We start from the raw sequence: 17,657 nt of genomic DNA on the forward strand, positions 1-17,657 counted from the left end.
CGCCATGTCCTGGCGTATATTCATCTTTCTTTTGCTTTCGGTTCCGGCCTTTGCACAAATTCCTTCACCAAAAATACAGATTGGTCCGGAGAGGATTACGCTTCAGGATGCCTTAGTGATTACCCTGACCATTTATGGCTCAGATTATAAAATAGATGATTTTCCTGAGTTAGCGGGTTTCGAAAGGGGGAAAAGGATACTCACGCATGGTGAAGCCATTGTAGATGGAAAGAAAGTACAGGTTCATACCTTGCTAAAACATTATACACCCATAGAGGTGGGAGAGTTTTATATTCCTTCCTTTGAAATTGAGGTAAATGATATTCCGGTTAAATCAGAACCTGTTAAAATCCTTGTTCAAGAGGATGCTGAAACGGAATTTGAAGATTTGGGTATAGAAGTTGACGAGGCTGATTTTGTTGTAGAAAGTTCTAAAAGCTCCGTATTTGTTGGAGAAGGTGTCAAAATAAGATTGTCTTTTTATGTGTCTTCAAAAAATACAGTCAATTGGCAGTTTCCGGATGATATTGGTGACCAGGTAGAACGCTTGGCGAAGTTGCTAAAGCCTGACAACTGTCTCGAGAGTAGAAACATTATCCGTTCTATACCGGAAAGAGAAAAGGTCATTAAAGGGAAGAAATACCTGATTTACGACCTTTTTGAGGCAGTATATTATCCCTTAAATACCATCTCACTAAACATTCCTCCACTAAGTCTTAAAATGAAAAAAGAGGAGTCGGGGATTGCTACCTTAAAATCCAAAAGTAGGATAGTAAAAGTGAAAGAGCTCCCCCCTCATCCATTGAGGGATAAGGTTCCCGTAGGGGTGTTCCGATTGAAAGAATCTCTGGAAGGTTTATCCCATAAGCAAACCGGAGAGACATTTAATTATACATTAACTGTAGAAGGACAGGGTAATATGGATGTCATTAATTTCAGTAAGAATATTAGCGACAAGAACCTGGATTTTTATGAGTCGGGCGTGCGCAAAGATCAAGAAGGAGGAAAACTTGCGGGCAGTAAAACCTTTCAATACAAGGTTTTGCCTAAAGTGGCCGGTGAATACGACTTTGGCACCTATTACACCCTAATCACTTTTAATGTGCAGACTGAGAAATATGATACGCTATCAGCCTTGCGACACATTCAAGTGGATGGGAATACAATTGTTTCTAAAAACAATCTTATAAAAGATATATACAGCGGAATAGAGAGCCTGAGTACAGATGAAAATGCGATTAATCTTCGGTCTTTTCTGCGATTCTTCGCTAATTTTATACTCGTGTTTATGGTGATGGTTTTAATCTATATTTATAAAAGAAAATGAGCAGTACCTACGGCAAGATTTTTAAAATTTCCACTTTCGGTGAATCACATGGAGCAGCCATAGGTGCAGTTGTTGAAGGATGTCCGGCGGGTTTGGATTTTGACTTAGAAGCAATCCAGTACCAACTAGACAGAAGGAAGCCGGGGCAATCGCGCATCACTACCCAAAGGAAAGAGGGTGATGTGGCGGAAGTTTTATCCGGGGTGTTTGAGAATAAAACCACAGGAACTCCTATAGGCTTGCTGATCCGTAATGAGGATCAACGTAGTAAGGATTATAGTCATATCGCAGATAAATTTCGTCCTTCTCATGCTGATTTTACCTATACCACAAAATATGGGGTAAGAGATTATAGAGGGGGAGGTAGAAGTTCTGCAAGAGAAACTGCAGCTAGAGTAGCTGCAGGAGCTTTGGCTATGCAAGTTCTGAAGACACAAGGAATAGAAATCTATTCCTACGTATCCCAAGTAGGAAACCTAAAACTGGATAAGAGCTACAAAGAAGTAGATTTAAATAGGATTGATGAAAATGCGGTACGTTGTCCTGATCCGGAAGTGGCACAGCGCATGTTTGATTACATTGATGAGGTAAGAAAAGCGGGGGATTCTGTAGGAGGGGTGATCACCGGTGTAATCAAAGGCGTTCCTGCAGGGTGGGGAGAGCCGGTCTTTGATAAGCTCCATGCCGAATTAGGTAAGGCCATGCTTAGTATAAATGCGGTAAAAGGCTTTGAATACGGGACCGGATTTGAAGGGGCCTCTTGGTTAGGCTCTCAGCACAATGATATTTACTTTAAAGAAGGGGATAAAGTCAGAACACAAACTAACTATTCCGGTGGAATTCAGGGTGGTATCTCGAATGGAGAAGATATCTACTTTAGAGTTGCATTTAAGCCTACTGCCACTATTATGAGAGATCAGACAAGTATCAATGAAGCTGGTGAGGAAGTGGTAGTAAGTGGCAAAGGAAGGCATGACCCATGTGTGTTACCTAGAGCCGTGCCTATTGTAGATGCCATGTCCGCTTTAGTACTGGTTGACTTTATGTTAAGGGCGAGAACTTCGAAACTACTTTTCCCTTAATACATATCCCATTCCCACTACTGTGTGGATGATCTTAGGAGAGCCGTGTTTGTCCAGCTTCTTCCTTAGATAATTGATATATACATCCACTACATTAGTGCCTAAATCAAAATTAACTTCCCATACTCTCTCTAGGATCTCCTGGCGAGAGTATACTTTATTAGGCATCTTCATTAAAAGCAGGAGCAACTTAAATTCTGTTGAGGTTAAAGCTACCTCTTGATCATTCACCGTAACGGTTTTTGAAGTATTGTTAAGTACTACTCCGGAGAATTTATATACCTCAGATTTCTCTTCTTCTCTACCTGCTCTTCTTAATAGGCTATTAATTCTGGCTATAAGTTCAATGAACTTAAATGGTTTTACAAGGTAGTCATCTGCACCTCTGTTTAAACCTTCTGCCACATTCTCTGCAGTACCTAATGCAGTGAGAAGTAAAATGGGAATATTACTGGTATGTCTAATCCGGGTGCACACTTCTAGACCGGATTTCTTTGGAAGCATAATGTCTAATATAATTAGATCATAGTTTTCCTCACTAGCCATAGAAAGCCCCGTATCACCATCCGTGGCAATGGTCACCTCGAAATTTTCTTCTTCTAAGCCCTTTTTAACGATGGCGCAAACCTGATGATCGTCTTCAATCAATAATATTTTTTTCAATGTACTTTAGGCTGTATGTTCAAAATTAAGAAAAAAATGAAGAGCCTGTACAAATCATTTGTTCAGGCATGGTTTTTGTAATCGGAGTTCTTTAAGTGCAGTAAATAGTTTTGCTAGACAAATGGATGTTATAAAGAAGTACATTACAGAATCTGTAGTAGATCATCTCAGCCAACAATTGAGTGAGGAGAAAGGCAGTGTTAGGAAGGGGCTAGAATTAGGGGTGAATATCTTCTTAGCGTTTGTAATCAAATTTGACAAAGGACCAAAGAATATCCTTAGCGTATTAAACGATGGTGGACATTCAGGAGAGCTCTTGAAAAATCTGGATAATTTTACTGCAAGCAGAGAAAAATCAAGGTTGCTGGAGACCATAGGTCAGAATATCGTCAATTATTTTATTGGAGATAAACTAGCCTCCATTACAGATAAATTAGCTCAATTCCTAAGTGTCAAAGAAAGTTCAGCTTCTTCTCTGCTAAATGTATCTGCGCCCGTAGTCTTAGGTTTCCTTGGTAAAACGGTTAGAGAGGAAAATCTTTCGGCTACTCAATTGAAGGATTATCTTCAAGGAATAAGTGATCAGGTGGTGGGAAATCTACCTTTGAACCTGCAAAGTGCTTTAAACCTGCCCAGTTACAAAAGAAGTACGGTGGGTGCTACCACTCATCAGAAAGCAGTGAAAGAATTAAATCAAAAGAAGGAGAATTGGTCTTTTATATGGCCCTGGATTTTACTGGTTTTTGTAGGGGTCATGATCTATTATTTTTCAAGAATCAAAGAAGTTGCAGAAAAGAACACTGTAGCTACTGTTAAATCCCCAACCTTTGAGCTCCAACAGGAAGAGGTTCCTGTTCTTGAAGATACCGTTGAAGAAGCGCCTAAAGTGGAGGAGAAGAAAGAAGTGGTGAAAAAAGTAGAGCCAGAAAAAAGACAGGAAGATACAAGTAAGAAAGAGGAAAAAAAGAAGCCTGAAATACCAGCAGGATTTCAGGCTGTGCCTCCTTATGCTTTTGCCCATGAAAGTGCAGAAATTACACAGGAGCAGTATCTGGTAGATCTTTTGCAAAATTTAATGACTCAAAGTGACAAGAAAATTGTTCTTAGCCCATTAAAAGGTTCAGGGTCTATAGGTTTAGATAGAGCTTATGCCATTAGAGACTTTCTGATTGACAAGGGGGTAGGCTGGGAACGGATAAACATTGAACAGGTCCGGTCAGGTTACACAGATAGTGGAGTGGTACTCAGATATCAATAGTAGATAAGTAGCGTCAGTCAGATTGAGACTGACGTTTTTTTTATCTTATATTTGCGTAACATACGAGGCTGTCTCTCGTAATAAAAATTTCAAATGGAATGAAGAAAATTATTGTATTAGCAGGTTTGCTATTTAGCGTAAGCGTCCATGCACAAGATTTAAAAACTAAATTCAACTGGCATAACCTAGATTATAAGGAAGATGGAGTTAGGGGAATTAGTACTGAAAAAGCTTATAAAGAATTGTTGAAGGATAGAAAGTCCTCTACTGTAATCGTAGGAATTATTGATTCTGGTATTGATATCCATCATGAAGACTTGAAGTCCAAAATTTGGGTAAACAAAAAAGAAATTCCTGGAAATGGAATTGATGATGACGGAAATGGATTTATAGATGATATAAATGGTTGGGATTTTTTAGGTAATTCAAAAGGGGAAGATGTACATGCAGAGCAATTAGAAAGTGTGCGTGTGTATAATGCCTTGAAAAAGAAGTTCGGTGAGAATCCAAGCAAGAAGCAGATCAAAAAGAATAAGGCAGACTATGAACTCATGAATAAGATTTATGAGGAGATAGAAGCGGATAGGAAGGAGGCAGAGCAGTACTTACCTCTGTATAGAAATATGTATTCTGCCTTATCTGAAGCGACGAAGGTGCTTCAAAAAGCAGCCGGAACTGAGACCTTGACCACCTCACTTGTTCAAGATCTAAAGGCCGAAAACCTAGATAGAAAGGGGAGAGAGGCTAAAGAATTGTGGCTGAGAATGCAGCAGTTTGGTGGTATATCTGAGCTTAAAAGAGGAGTAGAGTACTTTGAAGAAAAAGTGAATTATAATCTTAACTATTCTTATGATGCTAGAAGTATCATTGGTGATAATCCGAACAGCTTAGAATACGGTAAGTATGGTAACAATGAGGTAGTAGGTCCGGATGCTTTGCACGGAACACACGTTGCCGGAATTGTTGGTGCAGATAGAAACAATAACCTGGGAGTGCTGGGAGTAGCTAATGATGTAGAGATCATGGTGATAAGAGCAGTACCTAATGGAGATGAAAGAGATAAGGATGTGGCAAATGCCATTCGTTATGCCGTAGATAACGGGGCAAGAGTGATCAATATGAGCTTTGGTAAAGGTTATTCCCCTAATAAGAAATGGGTAGATGAAGCCATTGAATATGCGGATTCTAAAGGGGTATTATTAGTGGCTGCCGCCGGAAACGATAATTCAGATGTAGATGTTCAGCCCCAATATCCCAATAAATTCAGCGCTAAAGGAAAAGAGTTTAAAAACTGGATCTCCGTTGGCGCTATTAACTTTGAAGAAGGAGAAAAATTAGTGGCCTCTTTCTCAAACTTCGGTAAAAAAGGAGTGGATGTTTTTGCTCCGGGCGTAGCCATTTATAGCACTACCCCCGGCTCAGAATATCAAGAGTTAGAAGGAACCAGTATGGCAGCTCCGGTAGTAAGCGGTTTGGCCGCCTTATTATTTTCTTACTTCCCGGACTTAACCCATCATCAGGTGAAAGATATTATCTTAAAAACCGTAGTAAAGGTTCCCGGTGCGGCTAACCCTGCTGGCAAAACACTAGAAGATTTGAGCACTACCGGAGGAGTAGTGAATGCATATGAAGCTATAAAAAGCGCTATAGGAATACAATGAATTTGATTCTTTTTGATGATCCGGCATTCAGGGATAGGTTGAAACCCTTGGTTCTGAACCGACCAGTAGCTGGACTAAGATGCGGAATTTATACCATACAAGAAAAGTGGGAAAACGGAGTGGGTGGCTCCGCTTCTTTTTTGACAGAAGGATACTTATCTCATAAGTATCCTTCTGTTTTCTCTTTGGATAACTTGTATATCAATGCTCACCTTCTACCTAATGAGCAAATACTAGCAGAGATATTAGCTTTAAAGGAAGGAGAGGCGCTGAGATCAAAAACAGGAATTTTACTTGCTGCTCGTACATCAAAAATCTTTGAATTTGGATTTGCTTTTGAAGGAGGAATAGCATTTGAAGGTGAATTTGATTTTATCCAAAGTCTACCTGACCTGTTCCTGAAAAATGGAGCTCAGATCAAAGAGGATTATAAATTTTTCCAGAAGAATAGAGACTCTCAGCCAATAACAGACCCGCATACAGTAACATACGGGGAAGTTTTTGTAGGCAAAGACGTTTCCATTAGGGCGGCCATACTTAGTGCAGTTGATGGACCTATTATCCTAGATGAGGGTGCCATCATTCAAGAAGGGGCAATAATCATTGGCCCAACTTATATAGGTAAAAATAGCATGGTGGCCTTTGGTGCAAAGATTCGTTCTAACACCAGTTTAGGCTCTAATTGTAGAGTAGGTGGAGAGGTGGGGAATTCCATCTTTCAAGCGTATTCTAATAAAGCGCACGACGGATTCCTAGGGAATTCTTATATCGGTGCCTGGTGTAATTTGGGGGCTAATACGAATAATTCCAACCTGAAGAATAACTACAAGGAAGTCCTTCTACACTCTTATCAGAGTGGGAAGCTGGAACCAAGCGGACAAATTTTCTGTGGTACCTTTATGGGTGACTATACCAAGGCAGGAATTAGCACCATGTTTAATACCGGTACGGTGGTAGGAATAAGTTCCAACGTTTTTGGAGCAGGCTTCCAGTCGAAATACATTCCTAGTTTTACCTGGGGTGGAGAGGCTGAAGGTTATACCAAGTATAAGTTAGATAAAGCCATAGAAGTCATACAAGCTACTATGGCTAGAAAGGAGGAGACATTAGATAAAGAAGAAGAAAGGATACTGGCCTATCTCGCGGAAAAAGGACTATGAAATTTTCAGATATACCGGGTTTAGAAGAGACAAAAGGACGTTTGAAAGATGCAGTGCGTACAGGACATCTGGCGCATGCGCTTTTATTTGATGGAAAACCCGGAGGGGCGGCATTGCCTATGGCTTTGGCTCTAGCTACTTATGTGAATTGTGAACAAAGTGGAGGAGAAGATGCCTGCGGTCAGTGTCCGGCTTGTAGCAAATACGATAAATTAATACATCCAGACCTTACATTCACTTTCCCTACAGCAGGAGGTAAAAAGGTACTTTCAGAAAACTTCTTGGGGGAGTGGAGGAACTTTGTGAAAGAGGATCCCTATGGAACATATACGGATTGGTTAAACTATATTGGAATCAAACAAGGAAATATTCCGGTAGAAGAGTCGCGCCAAATCATCCAGAATCTTTCACTAAAATCCTACGAAGGAGGATATAAGATTGTATTGATCTGGAATGTAGAATCCATGGCTGCCCCTGCAGCAAATGCTTTATTGAAGATCCTTGAAGAACCACCGGCAAAGACCCTTTTCCTTTTGGTGACATCAGATTATAACCGTCTGCTGGCTACTATCCAATCCAGAGTTCAAAGAGTGGCAGTTCGCGATCTGAATGAGGAAGAAATGGTAGACTATCTGACTCAATATAGGCAGATAGATCCCGAAAGGGCAAAACGCATTGCTTTCCTTTCAGAAGGAAATCTGAGTGATGCTCTTTCTCGTTTAGGTAGAGAGGAGTCAGAACATAAAGAGTGGTTTGCCAACTGGATGAGGTATTGCTATGTATTTGATATAGCTAAGATTGTTCCTACCTGTGATCAGTTTGACGAGTTCTCCAAAGAAGAGCAAAAGGGAGTACTAGAATATGGATTGAAAATTTTACGAGAGATCTATCTGGAAAACGTAGGTTTATCATCCATGGTAAAACTGGAGAATGAGGAGCTGGTGTTTGTTCAAAAGTTCTCCAAAGTCTTCAATTTTGCTAACATAGGTAAGATTTCTGAGGCCATCTCTGATGCTATTCTTCATATTGAGAGGAATGTGAGAGCAAAAATAGTATTCTTAGATCTTTCCATGATCATGGCAACTTTGATTAAAAAATAAGAATAGTTTCTTATTTTTTGCTTTATTTTGTGACAAAGATTCTTTTTTGCGTCTTAAAGTAAACCAAATACTAAATAGCTGCCCAGGTTTTAGGGAGTTTAATTAGTTAAAACTTACTTTGTAACATGGACGAGTTAGGAATTTTTTTTAGCAGATTAGATGTTCTATTTATAGTACCATTACTATTGATACTTTTTGTGTATGAATTAGTTTCTCTGTTGAAATCGAGAAAAGTGAATAAATAAGAAATTCTATAATGGTTAGGGTTAATTGCAAAGAGCCGGCTGCTTATGCCGGCATTTTTGTTTTCTAGGAATTCGTAACTTTGCGTTTTCATTTTCGAAACTTATGCTGAATATAAATAACCTATCTTTCTATTTTGGAGGTAGAGCCATCTTTGAAGATGCAAGTTTGCAGGTCAAACCAAAAGATAAGATAGGACTTATTGGTTTGAACGGTAAGGGAAAATCTACCTTACTAAAACTTATAGCCGGAGAATATCAACCGGATGAAGGGAGCATTTCAAAATCAGGAGATTGTACTATAGGTTTCCTTAACCAGGATCTTTTGTCGTATCAGACAGAAGATTCCATACTTAATGTGGCAATGCAGGGGTTTGAGAGACAACTGGCCCTTCAGAAGGAAATTGAAGAAGTACTCCATGAGATGGAAACCCATTACAGAGATGAATTGGTAGATAAACTTGGTGCCTTACAACATGAATTTGACCTTCTAGACGGCTATTCAATACAATCCAAAGCGGAAGAAATCCTGGAAGGTTTAGGCTTCAGAACCGAAGATCTGAACAAGCCTCTGAAAGAGTTTTCCGGTGGTTGGAGAATGCGGGTAATGTTAGCTAAACTCCTCCTTTCTAAACCATCCGTACTCATGCTGGATGAGCCTACTAACCACTTGGACTTACCTTCGATCCAGTGGGTAGAAAAGTATATAGCCAATTATGAGAATGCGGTAATTGTAGTTTCTCACGACAGGCAATTCCTAGATAACGTATGTAATGTAACAGTAGAAGTTTCTAATCATAAATTAGTCTACTACCCGGGCAACTATAGCTTCTTTGTAGAAGAAAAAGCCCTAAGGAATGAGATCCAGAAAGGTGCTTATGAAAACCAGCAGGCTCAGATCCGACAAACCGAGCGTTTTATAGAGAGGTTTAAGGCCAAGGCCACAAAAGCAAGGCAAGTGCAATCCAGGGTGAAAGCCTTAAGTAGAATGGAATTGATTGATGATGTCATAGATGAAGATGCCAAAGTTCATTTCCGTTTCAAATTTGGTACACAGCCCGGCAGACACGTTATGGAATTAAAGAACGTGTCAAAGTCGTACGGAGATAAAGTCATCTTAAAGAATACCAGTGCTACTATAGAACGTGGCGACAAGATCGTATTAATTGGAGCGAATGGTAAAGGTAAATCCACCTTATTGCGCATTATAGCTGGTACAGAAAACATAGAAGGGGAAAGGAAATTGGGACATAATGTCAATTTCTCTTTCTACGCACAGCACCAATTAGAATCTCTACACTTGGAAGAAAACCTAGTGGAGGAATTGAAATATGCTGATGGTTCTAAGTCGGAAACTGAATTAAGATCCGTACTAGGTTGCTTCTTGTTTAGCGGAGATGATGTCTTTAAAAAGATTAAAGTCCTTTCAGGGGGGGAGAAGTCAAGGGTTGCCTTAGCAAAGATTCTGATATCTGAAGCGAACTTCCTTCTCCTGGATGAGCCTACTAACCACCTGGATATGCAGTCCGTCAATATTCTGGTACAGGCATTGGAGCAGTACGAAGGGACATATGTGGTGGTTTCTCACGACAGACACTTTATATCTCAAGTGTCCAATAAGGTTTGGTACATTGAAGATCATGAAATAAAGCAATATCCCGGCTCATACGAAGAGTTTGTGGTATGGATGGAAGACCAAGGGAAAACCTTAGATGAACCGGTGAAGAGGGCAAGTAAGCCTGCGGTCGCAGAACCTACCGTTAAGAAGACTCCAAAACCGGAAGCAGATACTAAGAAGTTAGAGAAGGAAATAGCACAAATAGAAGAGCAAATAGAAGCCCAAGAGCAATTGAAAGCCAAATTGGAACTAGAATTAGCTGAAGTATTTAGTGACGGGGAGAAATTGAAGGTAGTAAACCAGCGTTATGAAGAAGCAGGAAAAAAACTTGAAGCGCTTCACGCCCTTTGGGAAGAAAAAGTGACTGCCCTAGATTCATGAAGATCAGACTAAGCATATTCCTACTTTTTTGTACTTTGATGGCGAAGGGCCAGGGGCCTTTTGAGGAATTTGTGCACTCCGAACATGTAAAATCCTTGACCCTGTATGCCTATTCAGGTACAGAGAAAAGTGAAACCAGGTACTTGATACCTCCTGTGGCCCAACTGGAGAACACTGCACAGCAGATCGTCTTGGAGTTTGACGATTTGAGGGCACAATACGTACAGTATAAGGTTAGGATTATCCATTGTGATATGGATTGGAGTAGATCCCGACTGCTGGATATGGAGTTCATGAAGGATATAAATGAAACCTTCGTGGAAGATTACCATCTTTCCAGAAATACTAAGATTCCCTATTACCATTATAGATTGGTAGTGCCAAAGCCTATACTATCCGGTAATTACATCTTGCAGTTATACGATGAATCTGAGGTGGTGGCACAGAGGAGATTTTGGATTTATGAAAATCAGGTGCATGCGGAGGCAAAGGTGGTGGAATCAAATGATCCTAATCTTTGGAAGACGCATCAACAACTGGATCTGCGGATAGATTTAGGAAATTATAGAGTGGGAATTCCAAAAAGGGAATTGTTCGTCTTTATCCGAGTGAATCAGGATCAATGGAAAAAGGTAAATAATGATCATTTAGCCTTTAGTGGGAGGAATAGTTTCTCTTTGCAGCAGTTTAGTAATGATTATTTGTTTCCGGGGCAAAATGAGTATCGCTTTTTGGACATTAGTAATACCTTTAGCAGAGGTATGAATGTGGATGAGATCATAAGAGGAAGACCTGATGTGATCATCACTACAGTTCAGCAGTCACGGGCTCATTCTAATTATGTGCAGAGTTATGATAATGATGGTGGTTTTCTCATTCGAAATATAGACAATGGGGATCCGGATTATACCTCTGATTATGTAGAGGTGCTTTTTCGCTTATCTCCTGTGCATGTAAAAGAAGGACAGGTTCCTGTGCTTTTAAGTAGGATTCTGCCTGAAACCCCTTTGGAATGGAATGAGGAATCAGGATATTACGAGTTAAATACCTTCTTGAAAAATGGATTCTATGATTATGCTTTTGGCCTTAGAGATACCAAAGGTTTAGATAGAAATGCTCTAGAGGGAGATTTTCAGCAAACTCGGAATACTTACGAAGTATTTATCTATCATGCCGTACCGGGCAAGAGGAATGTAAGTTTAGTAGGATATCAATTGAGGAAATAAAAAAGGCGCCTTTCTGGCGCCTTTAACTTACAAGAATGTTCCAATGCTAATTCCTACCCATCCCCTGGTTTGTTTGTAGGTGACGGAATAGTGGTCGCCGGCATCTAGGACATAAGGGTTATAGGCACCTGTATTCACTGATCTTGAATAGGTCAAGTCAGCAAAGAAGGTATTATTTCGGATACCCAATCCAATACTGCTGATAATATTATTTTTCTTTACATTGTAATCTGACGCATATCTAAGTGGATCCTGGATATAATTGAATCCTCCTCTTAGTCTTCCTATACCGTGTCTAAGTTCTATACCAGCTTTCAAGTTAACCACGTCTTTGTATTCATCTTGAATCAGCCCGTCTTGTGCATCTGACCAGGTACCGGCGTCTTTAGCCTTGATTCCCATTCTACTGTATCCCCTGTATTCAGCTTCCACACTAATTACACCTACTTTTTTAGGTAAATAAGCACTTACACCTGCACTTGCTTTAAGCGGAGAGGTAATTCTATAAGTGAACTCATCTACGGCGGTTTGGGCATTATTATAGTACATCACGGATCCTGGATTGACAGCATTCACACCAGCGTATTGGATAAAGCTGTCTCTTACCCACAGAAATGTAGGGGTACTGATAGAGGCTCCGATGTTAAATTGATCATTTAATCTTTGGATGATACCTACCGTTAAGTTGAAGCCTGTTCCTGTAATGCTTAATTCGTTATCATAGTATTGAGAACGCAAGTGTATAGCATTAGAAGGGAAGAATTCATTATAGGCTGTAGATCTGTCAAATCTTAAGGACTGTATTCCAAGAGATGCGCCTAAATACGTTTTATCATCGAAATTCGCTCCATATGCCAGACTTAATTGTCCTAAATTTCCGCTTTCCTTTACCGTACCCGTTTGTTCTATAGGTAGGGCATCCTCATTGACAAAATACTTGCCGTTTTCATAGTACAATAAACCGCCCATTACAGCCATGGAATAGCCATCTGGAGCATTATTATACTTGTCGTAATCTTCTTTGATTTGTGAAGGTGTTAAACCTGAGCCATTGGCTAATTCAGAAAAGGAATCTGAAATGGAATGGTCTGGATTTGATCCTGAAAATTGGTAAGTATTATTGAAATTATTCAGGTTAGAGTAAGTAATAGCAAAATTGCTTTTTTTTACTCTTGATCCTATACCGTCACGGGAGAAGATTACTCCCATATGACCTATGTCTAAGGGCGAACGATTAGTCTTTGTTTCGGTACCTATATAGTTAGCCTTTGTGCTATTACCTGCAAAGCTTAGGGTACCAGAAAATTCAGATCTATTATAGAATCCTATACCTGCAGGATTGATGTAGGCATTACTTTGGTCTCCACCTAGAGCGGTGAAAGCACCACCCATGGCTTGAGATCTGCCCGTTCCAATATTAGAAGCACCGTAAAACTTCCTAAGGTGAAAAAAAGGTTCGTCTGTGCCTTGTGCATAAGCTGAACTTGCCCATGCGGTCAAGAGAATGAATGTTAACTTTTTCATTTTTAGATAAAGAAAACCCCGCCAACGATCAGTTAGGACAATTAGCGGGGTAAGGAAATGTTATTGATTAACCGCGGCCTCTGCTACTACCACCACTGCTGGTAGACCTGCTACTACTTCCACTGCTACCGCCAGAGCTGCTGCTAGAAGAACGGCTAGGTGCAGAATAGCTTGGAGAGGAAGTTCTGCTACTAGGTGAGGAGTAGCTAGGAGATGAAGTCCTGCTGCCTCCCATTCTTGCACCTTCAGTCGGACGACTGTAGGTGTTATTAGAAGAACGGCCATATGATGAATTACTATTACCAGTGGATGATCTTCCATAGCTGCTAGGGGCAGTTCTGGAGCTAGTTTGTACCCTAGCATTTCTGTTATTATAGCTATCATATGATCTAGGAGCTGCGCTGGCGTTCCTACTGCTAGTACCTCTGCTAATGGATGATCTATTAGCTTCAGTAGCACTCATTCTGCTAGCAGATGCATTTCTGTTTACTGCAGAACGATTACTGTTTGCCACTCTGGCATTGTTCATTGCAGTTCTGTTCACAATTCTGTCATTATAACGGCTAGATGCTACGCTAGCATTTCTTTGTCTAACGGTTCTGCCATTGTAATTATTTACGTAGTAAATAGGTCTGTAAGGACCCACGTACCCGTAGTAATCATAGTATCCTCCATATGGATTATACAAGCGACTATAGAAATTATTATAGCCAAAGTACGGGTAACCTCCATAATATCCTCCCCAACCATAAGCCAAGGAATTCCAACCGTAATAATTATAGAATGGATCCCAAGGATCATAAAATCCGCCAAAGTTAAAACCAAAACGGCTACCCCAAGGCGAGTATGAATAGTATAGAGAGGATCCGGACCATGCATAGTACGGAGAATTGAAACCGTAGAAATAGTTACCCCAGAATCTGTTTCTACTATTGTAGGTCCATGCATTATCTGACCAGCCTTGGCTATATCCGTCTGCATAACCGTCACTATACCCGGCTACGTTTCCATTCTTTCTTTTAAGGTCTTTACTCGTTAAGAAGTTCTCATCGAAATATTCATCAGAACCTCCTTCAAAACCATCTGAAATGGGGTCGTAGCTATCGTCATAGGGTAGAGTAGATACCTGCTGAGTCGACGCCACAGCTCCAGGAAGTACTAGATCTCCGGACTTTACGTACAAATCATCCGTGTCCGTCTTTTGCGGTACAGTGTTACTTGTACAAGAGGCGGCTAGTATTCCTGCTCCTAAAAACAATGCCAATCTCTTCATGATTTTATATATTTAATTCTTTTAAAGCTACTGCTTTACCTTATAGACTAAGAATTCTAAAAAAGGTTTAAATTTTTTTTTAGATTTTAGAAAGGTTCTACAAATGTAATTATATAAGTTATCTTTGCAAACTTCATTGGCCCCTATTACAAAGGGGAATAGTGTCATTTCAAAAAAGAGAAAAAGATGTCAAAAGCATTACCTACAAGGGAAGAGAATTACTCTGAATGGTATAATGAATTAGTTAAAAGAGCAAACTTAGCAGAGAACTCTGCCGTTAGAGGCTGTATGGTGATAAAACCTTATGGCTATGCCATTTGGGAAAAAATGCAAAGGGCTTTAGATGATATGTTCAAGGAAACTGGTCATACTAATGCCTACTTTCCATTGTTTATACCTAAATCCTTCTTATCTAAAGAGGCTTCTCACGTGGAAGGTTTTGCTAAGGAGTGTGCGGTAGTGACGCATTACAGATTGAAAAATGATCCTGATGGCAAAGGGGTTGTAGTAGACCCTGAAGCTAAGTTAGAAGAGGAGCTTATAGTGCGTCCTACTTCTGAGACGGTGATTTGGAACAGTTATAAAAACTGGGTGCAGTCACATAGAGATCTACCTATCCTGATCAACCAATGGGCTAACGTGGTTCGTTGGGAGATGAGAACACGTCTTTTCTTGCGTACAGCAGAGTTTTTATGGCAAGAGGGACATACCGCTCACGCAACTCGTGAGGAAGCTGTGGCAGAGACTAATCAGATGTTAGAGGTATATGCCAAATTTGCTGAAGAATGGATGGCCGTACCGGTGGTTAGAGGTAGAAAGACCGCAAATGAGCGTTTTGCTGGTGCTGATGACACCCTGTGCATAGAGGCTTTAATGCAGGACGGTAAAGCCTTACAAGCAGGAACGAGTCATTTCTTAGGACAGAACTTTGCCAAAGCTTTTGATGTGAAATTCCAGGATAAAACCGGGAAACAAGAGTTTGTTTGGGGAACCTCTTGGGGAGTTAGTACTCGTTTAATGGGTGCATTGATCATGGCTCATTCTGACGATCTAGGCCTTGTACTTCCTCCGAAATTAGCACCCATCCAAGTGGTAATTGTTCCCATTTATAAGGGTGAAGAGCAATTGAATGCCATTTTTGAACGCATGGAGCCAACAATTAAATCACTGAAGGTTCAAGGTATTTCCGTGAAGTTTGATGATGACGACTCTGCCAGACCGGGTTGGAAATTCGCAGAATATGAATTGAAAGGGGTGCCGGTAAGAATAGCCGTAGGTGCAAGGGACTTGGAAAACCATCAGGTAGAAGTAGCTAGAAGGGATACCCTTTCCAAAGAGTCTGTTTCAATGGACGGTTTGGATCAATACCTAATTAATCTGCTGAACGATATTCAAAATAACATTTACAAAAAGGCGTTAGCTTTTAGAACTGCTAATACTTTTGAAGTGAATACTTGGGAAGAGTTCACTCAGAAGATAGAAGAAGGCGGTTTCTTGTCGGCTCACTGGGATGGAACTTCTGAAACAGAAGAGAAAATCAAGGAACTTACAAAAGCTACAATCCGTTGTATTCCTTTAGACTTTAAGGAAGAAGAAGGTACTTGTATCTTAACCGGAAAGCCTTCTAAAGGTAGGGTGCTATTTGCAAAAGCTTATTGATCCCTCTCAATTTTTCAAACAATTATATTCGAATAAAATGGTAAAATCAGGTGATAAAGTGGCTATCCACTACAAAGGAACCTTAAATGACGGTACATTATTTGACTCTTCAGAAGGAAGAGAGCCATTGGAATTTCAAGTAGGTTCCGGTATGGTCATCAAGGGTTTTGACGAGGGAGTAATGGGCATGCAAGTAGGCGAGAAAAAGTCTATTCATATTTCTGTGGAAGACGCTTATGGTCCAGCAAGTGAAGAGATGATCTTTAACTTTGACCGAGCGGATATTCCTGCAGATATTCCTTTAAATGTAGGTGAAACTCTGAATATGCATGACGGACAGCGTGCCGTTCCTGTAATCATTCGTGAAGTTACTGAATCTTATGTTCGTCTGGATGCTAACCACCCTTTAGCAGGGCAAGAGTTGAATTTTGAACTGGAATTAGTAGCTATCAAATAAGAGATTAGGCCGGTAATTTACCGGCCTAAAATATTTCTTTTGCTACCGCCAGAGTGGTGGTAGATTTACTCATCGTATAAAAGTGCAAGGCGGGAACGCCATAGGACTTAAGTTCTTTACACTGCTGAATACACCAATCTATCCCTACTTGTCTCACTTCCTTGTCGTCCTTACATGATTTTACTGCTTGGGCAAATTCCTCAGGAATATCTAAATAGAAGATTTTAGGTAGGATCTCCAATTGCTTCTTCGTAGAAAGTATTTTTAATCCAGGTATAATAGGTACGTGGATACCGTTTGCCTTGCATTTTTCTACAAAATCGATGTATTTCTTATTGTCAAAGAACATTTGGGTTACAAGATATTCAGCTCCTGCTTCCACCTTTCTTTTGAGGTGCTCAAAATCTTCTTCCGCAGTAGCCGCTTCAAAGTGTTTTTCCGGGTAGGCTGCTGCACCAATGCAGAAATCAGAATTATTCAAATACTCGCTGGTTTCGTGCAGGTATTTGCCATCATTCATGTCCTTGATCTGCGTTATCAGTTCTGAAGCATAATGATGTCCCCCTTTCTTGGGCTTAAAGGAAGTAAACGGTTTGGCATGATCACCTCTCAGGGCCATCACATTTTTGATACCTAAATAATTCAGATCTATTAATAGATCTTCTGTATCATCCTTTGTGAAACCACCACAGAGTATATGTGGCACAGGCTCTGTGTCAAAGCGGTGCATGAGTGTAGCACATAGTCCCACCGTGCCGGGTCTTTTTCTGGTCTTTACTTCTACAGTACTACCGTCCTGTTTGGTTTTTAATAAATATTCCTCACGGTGGTAAGTAACGTCCACAAATTTGGGCTTAAGTTCCATTAAGGGACTGATGTCATTCATTAACTCATCAATCTTTCCCCCTTTCATAGGTGGAATGATTTCTATGGAAAATAAAGTCTCGCCTTTACTGGCTGCGATGTGTTCCGTTACTTTTGCCATGGAATAATTTTTTGCTACAAAAATATATCCAAAGGCTAAAT

At 40.3% G+C, this 17,657-nt stretch carries 14 protein-coding genes; 10 read left to right on the plus strand and 4 right to left on the minus strand.

Translation table 11 applies throughout. From position 1 onward, the window contains the following. The first annotated feature begins 4 nt into the window (after positions 1–4). Together LBYS_RS15110 and aroC are read left to right on the plus strand one after the other, a co-directional pair. Entirely contained in the window at positions 5–1,327 is a 1,323-nt protein-coding gene (locus LBYS_RS15110; RefSeq protein ID WP_013409717.1) for a BatD family protein, read from the plus strand. After that, entirely contained in the window at positions 1,324–2,409 is a 1,086-nt protein-coding gene (gene aroC, locus LBYS_RS15115; RefSeq protein WP_013409718.1) for a chorismate synthase, read from the plus strand. Before LBYS_RS15110 ends, aroC begins: the two co-directional genes overlap by 4 nt. On the opposite strand, the gene LBYS_RS15120 is transcribed toward aroC, so the two are convergent. After that, positions 2,395–3,072, minus strand: coding sequence for a response regulator transcription factor (locus LBYS_RS15120; RefSeq protein ID WP_041823776.1), 678 nt, complete (start codon positions 3,070–3,072; stop codon positions 2,395–2,397). The two genes, aroC and LBYS_RS15120, sit on opposite strands and share 15 nt — an antisense overlap. Before the next feature lie 121 nt (positions 3,073–3,193). Here LBYS_RS15120 and LBYS_RS15125 point away from each other — a divergent pair, with 121 nt between their 5' ends. The 6 genes from LBYS_RS15125 (at position 3,194) to LBYS_RS15150 (ending at position 11,718) form a co-directional block, all read left to right on the plus strand. Continuing rightward, on the plus strand, positions 3,194–4,330 hold the full coding sequence (locus LBYS_RS15125) for a DUF937 domain-containing protein (RefSeq protein WP_013409720.1): 1,137 nt from the start codon (positions 3,194–3,196) through the stop codon (positions 4,328–4,330). Between the two features lie 98 nt (positions 4,331–4,428). Further along, positions 4,429–5,991: a S8 family peptidase gene (locus LBYS_RS15130; protein ID WP_013409721.1), complete on the plus strand. Its 1,563-nt coding sequence runs from the start codon at positions 4,429–4,431 to the stop codon at positions 5,989–5,991. Beyond that, on the plus strand, positions 5,988–7,151 hold the full coding sequence (locus LBYS_RS15135) for a putative sugar nucleotidyl transferase (RefSeq protein ID WP_013409722.1): 1,164 nt from the start codon (positions 5,988–5,990) through the stop codon (positions 7,149–7,151). Before LBYS_RS15130 ends, LBYS_RS15135 begins: the two co-directional genes overlap by 4 nt. Then, on the plus strand, positions 7,148–8,251 hold the full coding sequence (locus LBYS_RS15140) for a DNA polymerase III subunit (RefSeq protein ID WP_013409723.1): 1,104 nt from the start codon (positions 7,148–7,150) through the stop codon (positions 8,249–8,251). Before LBYS_RS15135 ends, LBYS_RS15140 begins: the two co-directional genes overlap by 4 nt. Positions 8,252–8,599: 348 nt before the next feature. After that, a complete protein-coding gene (locus LBYS_RS15145; protein ID WP_013409725.1) occupies positions 8,600–10,492 on the plus strand; it encodes an ABC-F family ATP-binding cassette domain-containing protein in 1,893 nt (630 codons plus the stop codon). Next, complete coding sequence (locus tag LBYS_RS15150; RefSeq protein WP_013409726.1) at positions 10,489–11,718, plus strand: type IX secretion system plug protein; 1,230 nt, start codon at positions 10,489–10,491, stop codon at positions 11,716–11,718. Before LBYS_RS15145 ends, LBYS_RS15150 begins: the two co-directional genes overlap by 4 nt. Before the next feature lie 27 nt (positions 11,719–11,745). Here the strand turns inward: LBYS_RS15150 and LBYS_RS15155 are convergent, their stop codons facing one another. Both LBYS_RS15155 and LBYS_RS18460 read right to left on the minus strand, forming a co-directional pair. Beyond that, on the minus strand, positions 11,746–13,242 hold the full coding sequence (locus LBYS_RS15155; RefSeq protein WP_013409727.1) for a hypothetical protein: 1,497 nt from the start codon (positions 13,240–13,242) through the stop codon (positions 11,746–11,748). A 67-nt stretch (positions 13,243–13,309) separates the two neighbouring features. Continuing rightward, positions 13,310–14,515 (minus strand): hypothetical protein, encoded by a 1,206-nt coding sequence (locus tag LBYS_RS18460; RefSeq protein WP_013409728.1) that lies wholly within the window; start codon positions 14,513–14,515, stop codon positions 13,310–13,312. A gap of 186 nt (positions 14,516–14,701) precedes the next feature. Here LBYS_RS18460 and proS point away from each other — a divergent pair, with 186 nt between their 5' ends. Together proS and LBYS_RS15170 are read left to right on the plus strand one after the other, a co-directional pair. Beyond that, a complete protein-coding gene (gene proS / locus LBYS_RS15165) occupies positions 14,702–16,174 on the plus strand; it encodes a proline--tRNA ligase (protein ID WP_013409729.1) in 1,473 nt (490 codons plus the stop codon). 37 nt (positions 16,175–16,211) lie between these two features. Next, positions 16,212–16,631 (plus strand): FKBP-type peptidyl-prolyl cis-trans isomerase, encoded by a 420-nt coding sequence (locus LBYS_RS15170; protein WP_013409730.1) that lies wholly within the window; start codon positions 16,212–16,214, stop codon positions 16,629–16,631. A 25-nt stretch (positions 16,632–16,656) separates the two neighbouring features. Here LBYS_RS15170 and metF read toward each other — a convergent pair whose 3' ends face one another. Then, positions 16,657–17,616, minus strand: coding sequence for a methylenetetrahydrofolate reductase [NAD(P)H] (gene metF, locus LBYS_RS15175; RefSeq protein WP_013409731.1), 960 nt, complete (start codon positions 17,614–17,616; stop codon positions 16,657–16,659). Positions 17,617–17,657 lie beyond the last annotated feature (41 nt).

The sequence above is a fragment of the Leadbetterella byssophila DSM 17132 genome (genome assembly GCF_000166395.1).
Lineage (GTDB): Bacteria > Bacteroidota > Bacteroidia > Cytophagales > Spirosomataceae > Leadbetterella > Leadbetterella byssophila.

What these genes read in the sequence shown, in the direction of transcription:
- LBYS_RS15130 (WP_013409721.1), top strand. Translation starts at nt 4,429, where the DNA reads ATGAAGAAAATTATTGTATTAGCAGGTTTGCTATTTAGCGTAAGCGTC.
- LBYS_RS15145 (WP_013409725.1), top strand. Translation starts at nt 8,600, where the DNA reads ATGCTGAATATAAATAACCTATCTTTCTATTTTGGAGGTAGAGCCATC.
- LBYS_RS15140 (WP_013409723.1), top strand. Translation starts at nt 7,148, where the DNA reads ATGAAATTTTCAGATATACCGGGTTTAGAAGAGACAAAAGGACGTTTG.
- LBYS_RS18460 (WP_013409728.1), bottom strand. Translation starts at nt 14,515, where the DNA reads ATGAAGAGATTGGCATTGTTTTTAGGAGCAGGAATACTAGCCGCCTCT.
- LBYS_RS15135 (WP_013409722.1), top strand. Translation starts at nt 5,988, where the DNA reads ATGAATTTGATTCTTTTTGATGATCCGGCATTCAGGGATAGGTTGAAA.
- metF (WP_013409731.1), bottom strand. Translation starts at nt 17,616, where the DNA reads ATGGCAAAAGTAACGGAACACATCGCAGCCAGTAAAGGCGAGACTTTA.
- LBYS_RS15155 (WP_013409727.1), bottom strand. Translation starts at nt 13,242, where the DNA reads ATGAAAAAGTTAACATTCATTCTCTTGACCGCATGGGCAAGTTCAGCT.
- LBYS_RS15150 (WP_013409726.1), top strand. Translation starts at nt 10,489, where the DNA reads ATGAAGATCAGACTAAGCATATTCCTACTTTTTTGTACTTTGATGGCG.
- LBYS_RS15125 (WP_013409720.1), top strand. Translation starts at nt 3,194, where the DNA reads ATGGATGTTATAAAGAAGTACATTACAGAATCTGTAGTAGATCATCTC.
- proS (WP_013409729.1), top strand. Translation starts at nt 14,702, where the DNA reads ATGTCAAAAGCATTACCTACAAGGGAAGAGAATTACTCTGAATGGTAT.
- LBYS_RS15170 (WP_013409730.1), top strand. Translation starts at nt 16,212, where the DNA reads ATGGTAAAATCAGGTGATAAAGTGGCTATCCACTACAAAGGAACCTTA.
- aroC (WP_013409718.1), top strand. Translation starts at nt 1,324, where the DNA reads ATGAGCAGTACCTACGGCAAGATTTTTAAAATTTCCACTTTCGGTGAA.
- LBYS_RS15110 (WP_013409717.1), top strand. Translation starts at nt 5, where the DNA reads ATGTCCTGGCGTATATTCATCTTTCTTTTGCTTTCGGTTCCGGCCTTT.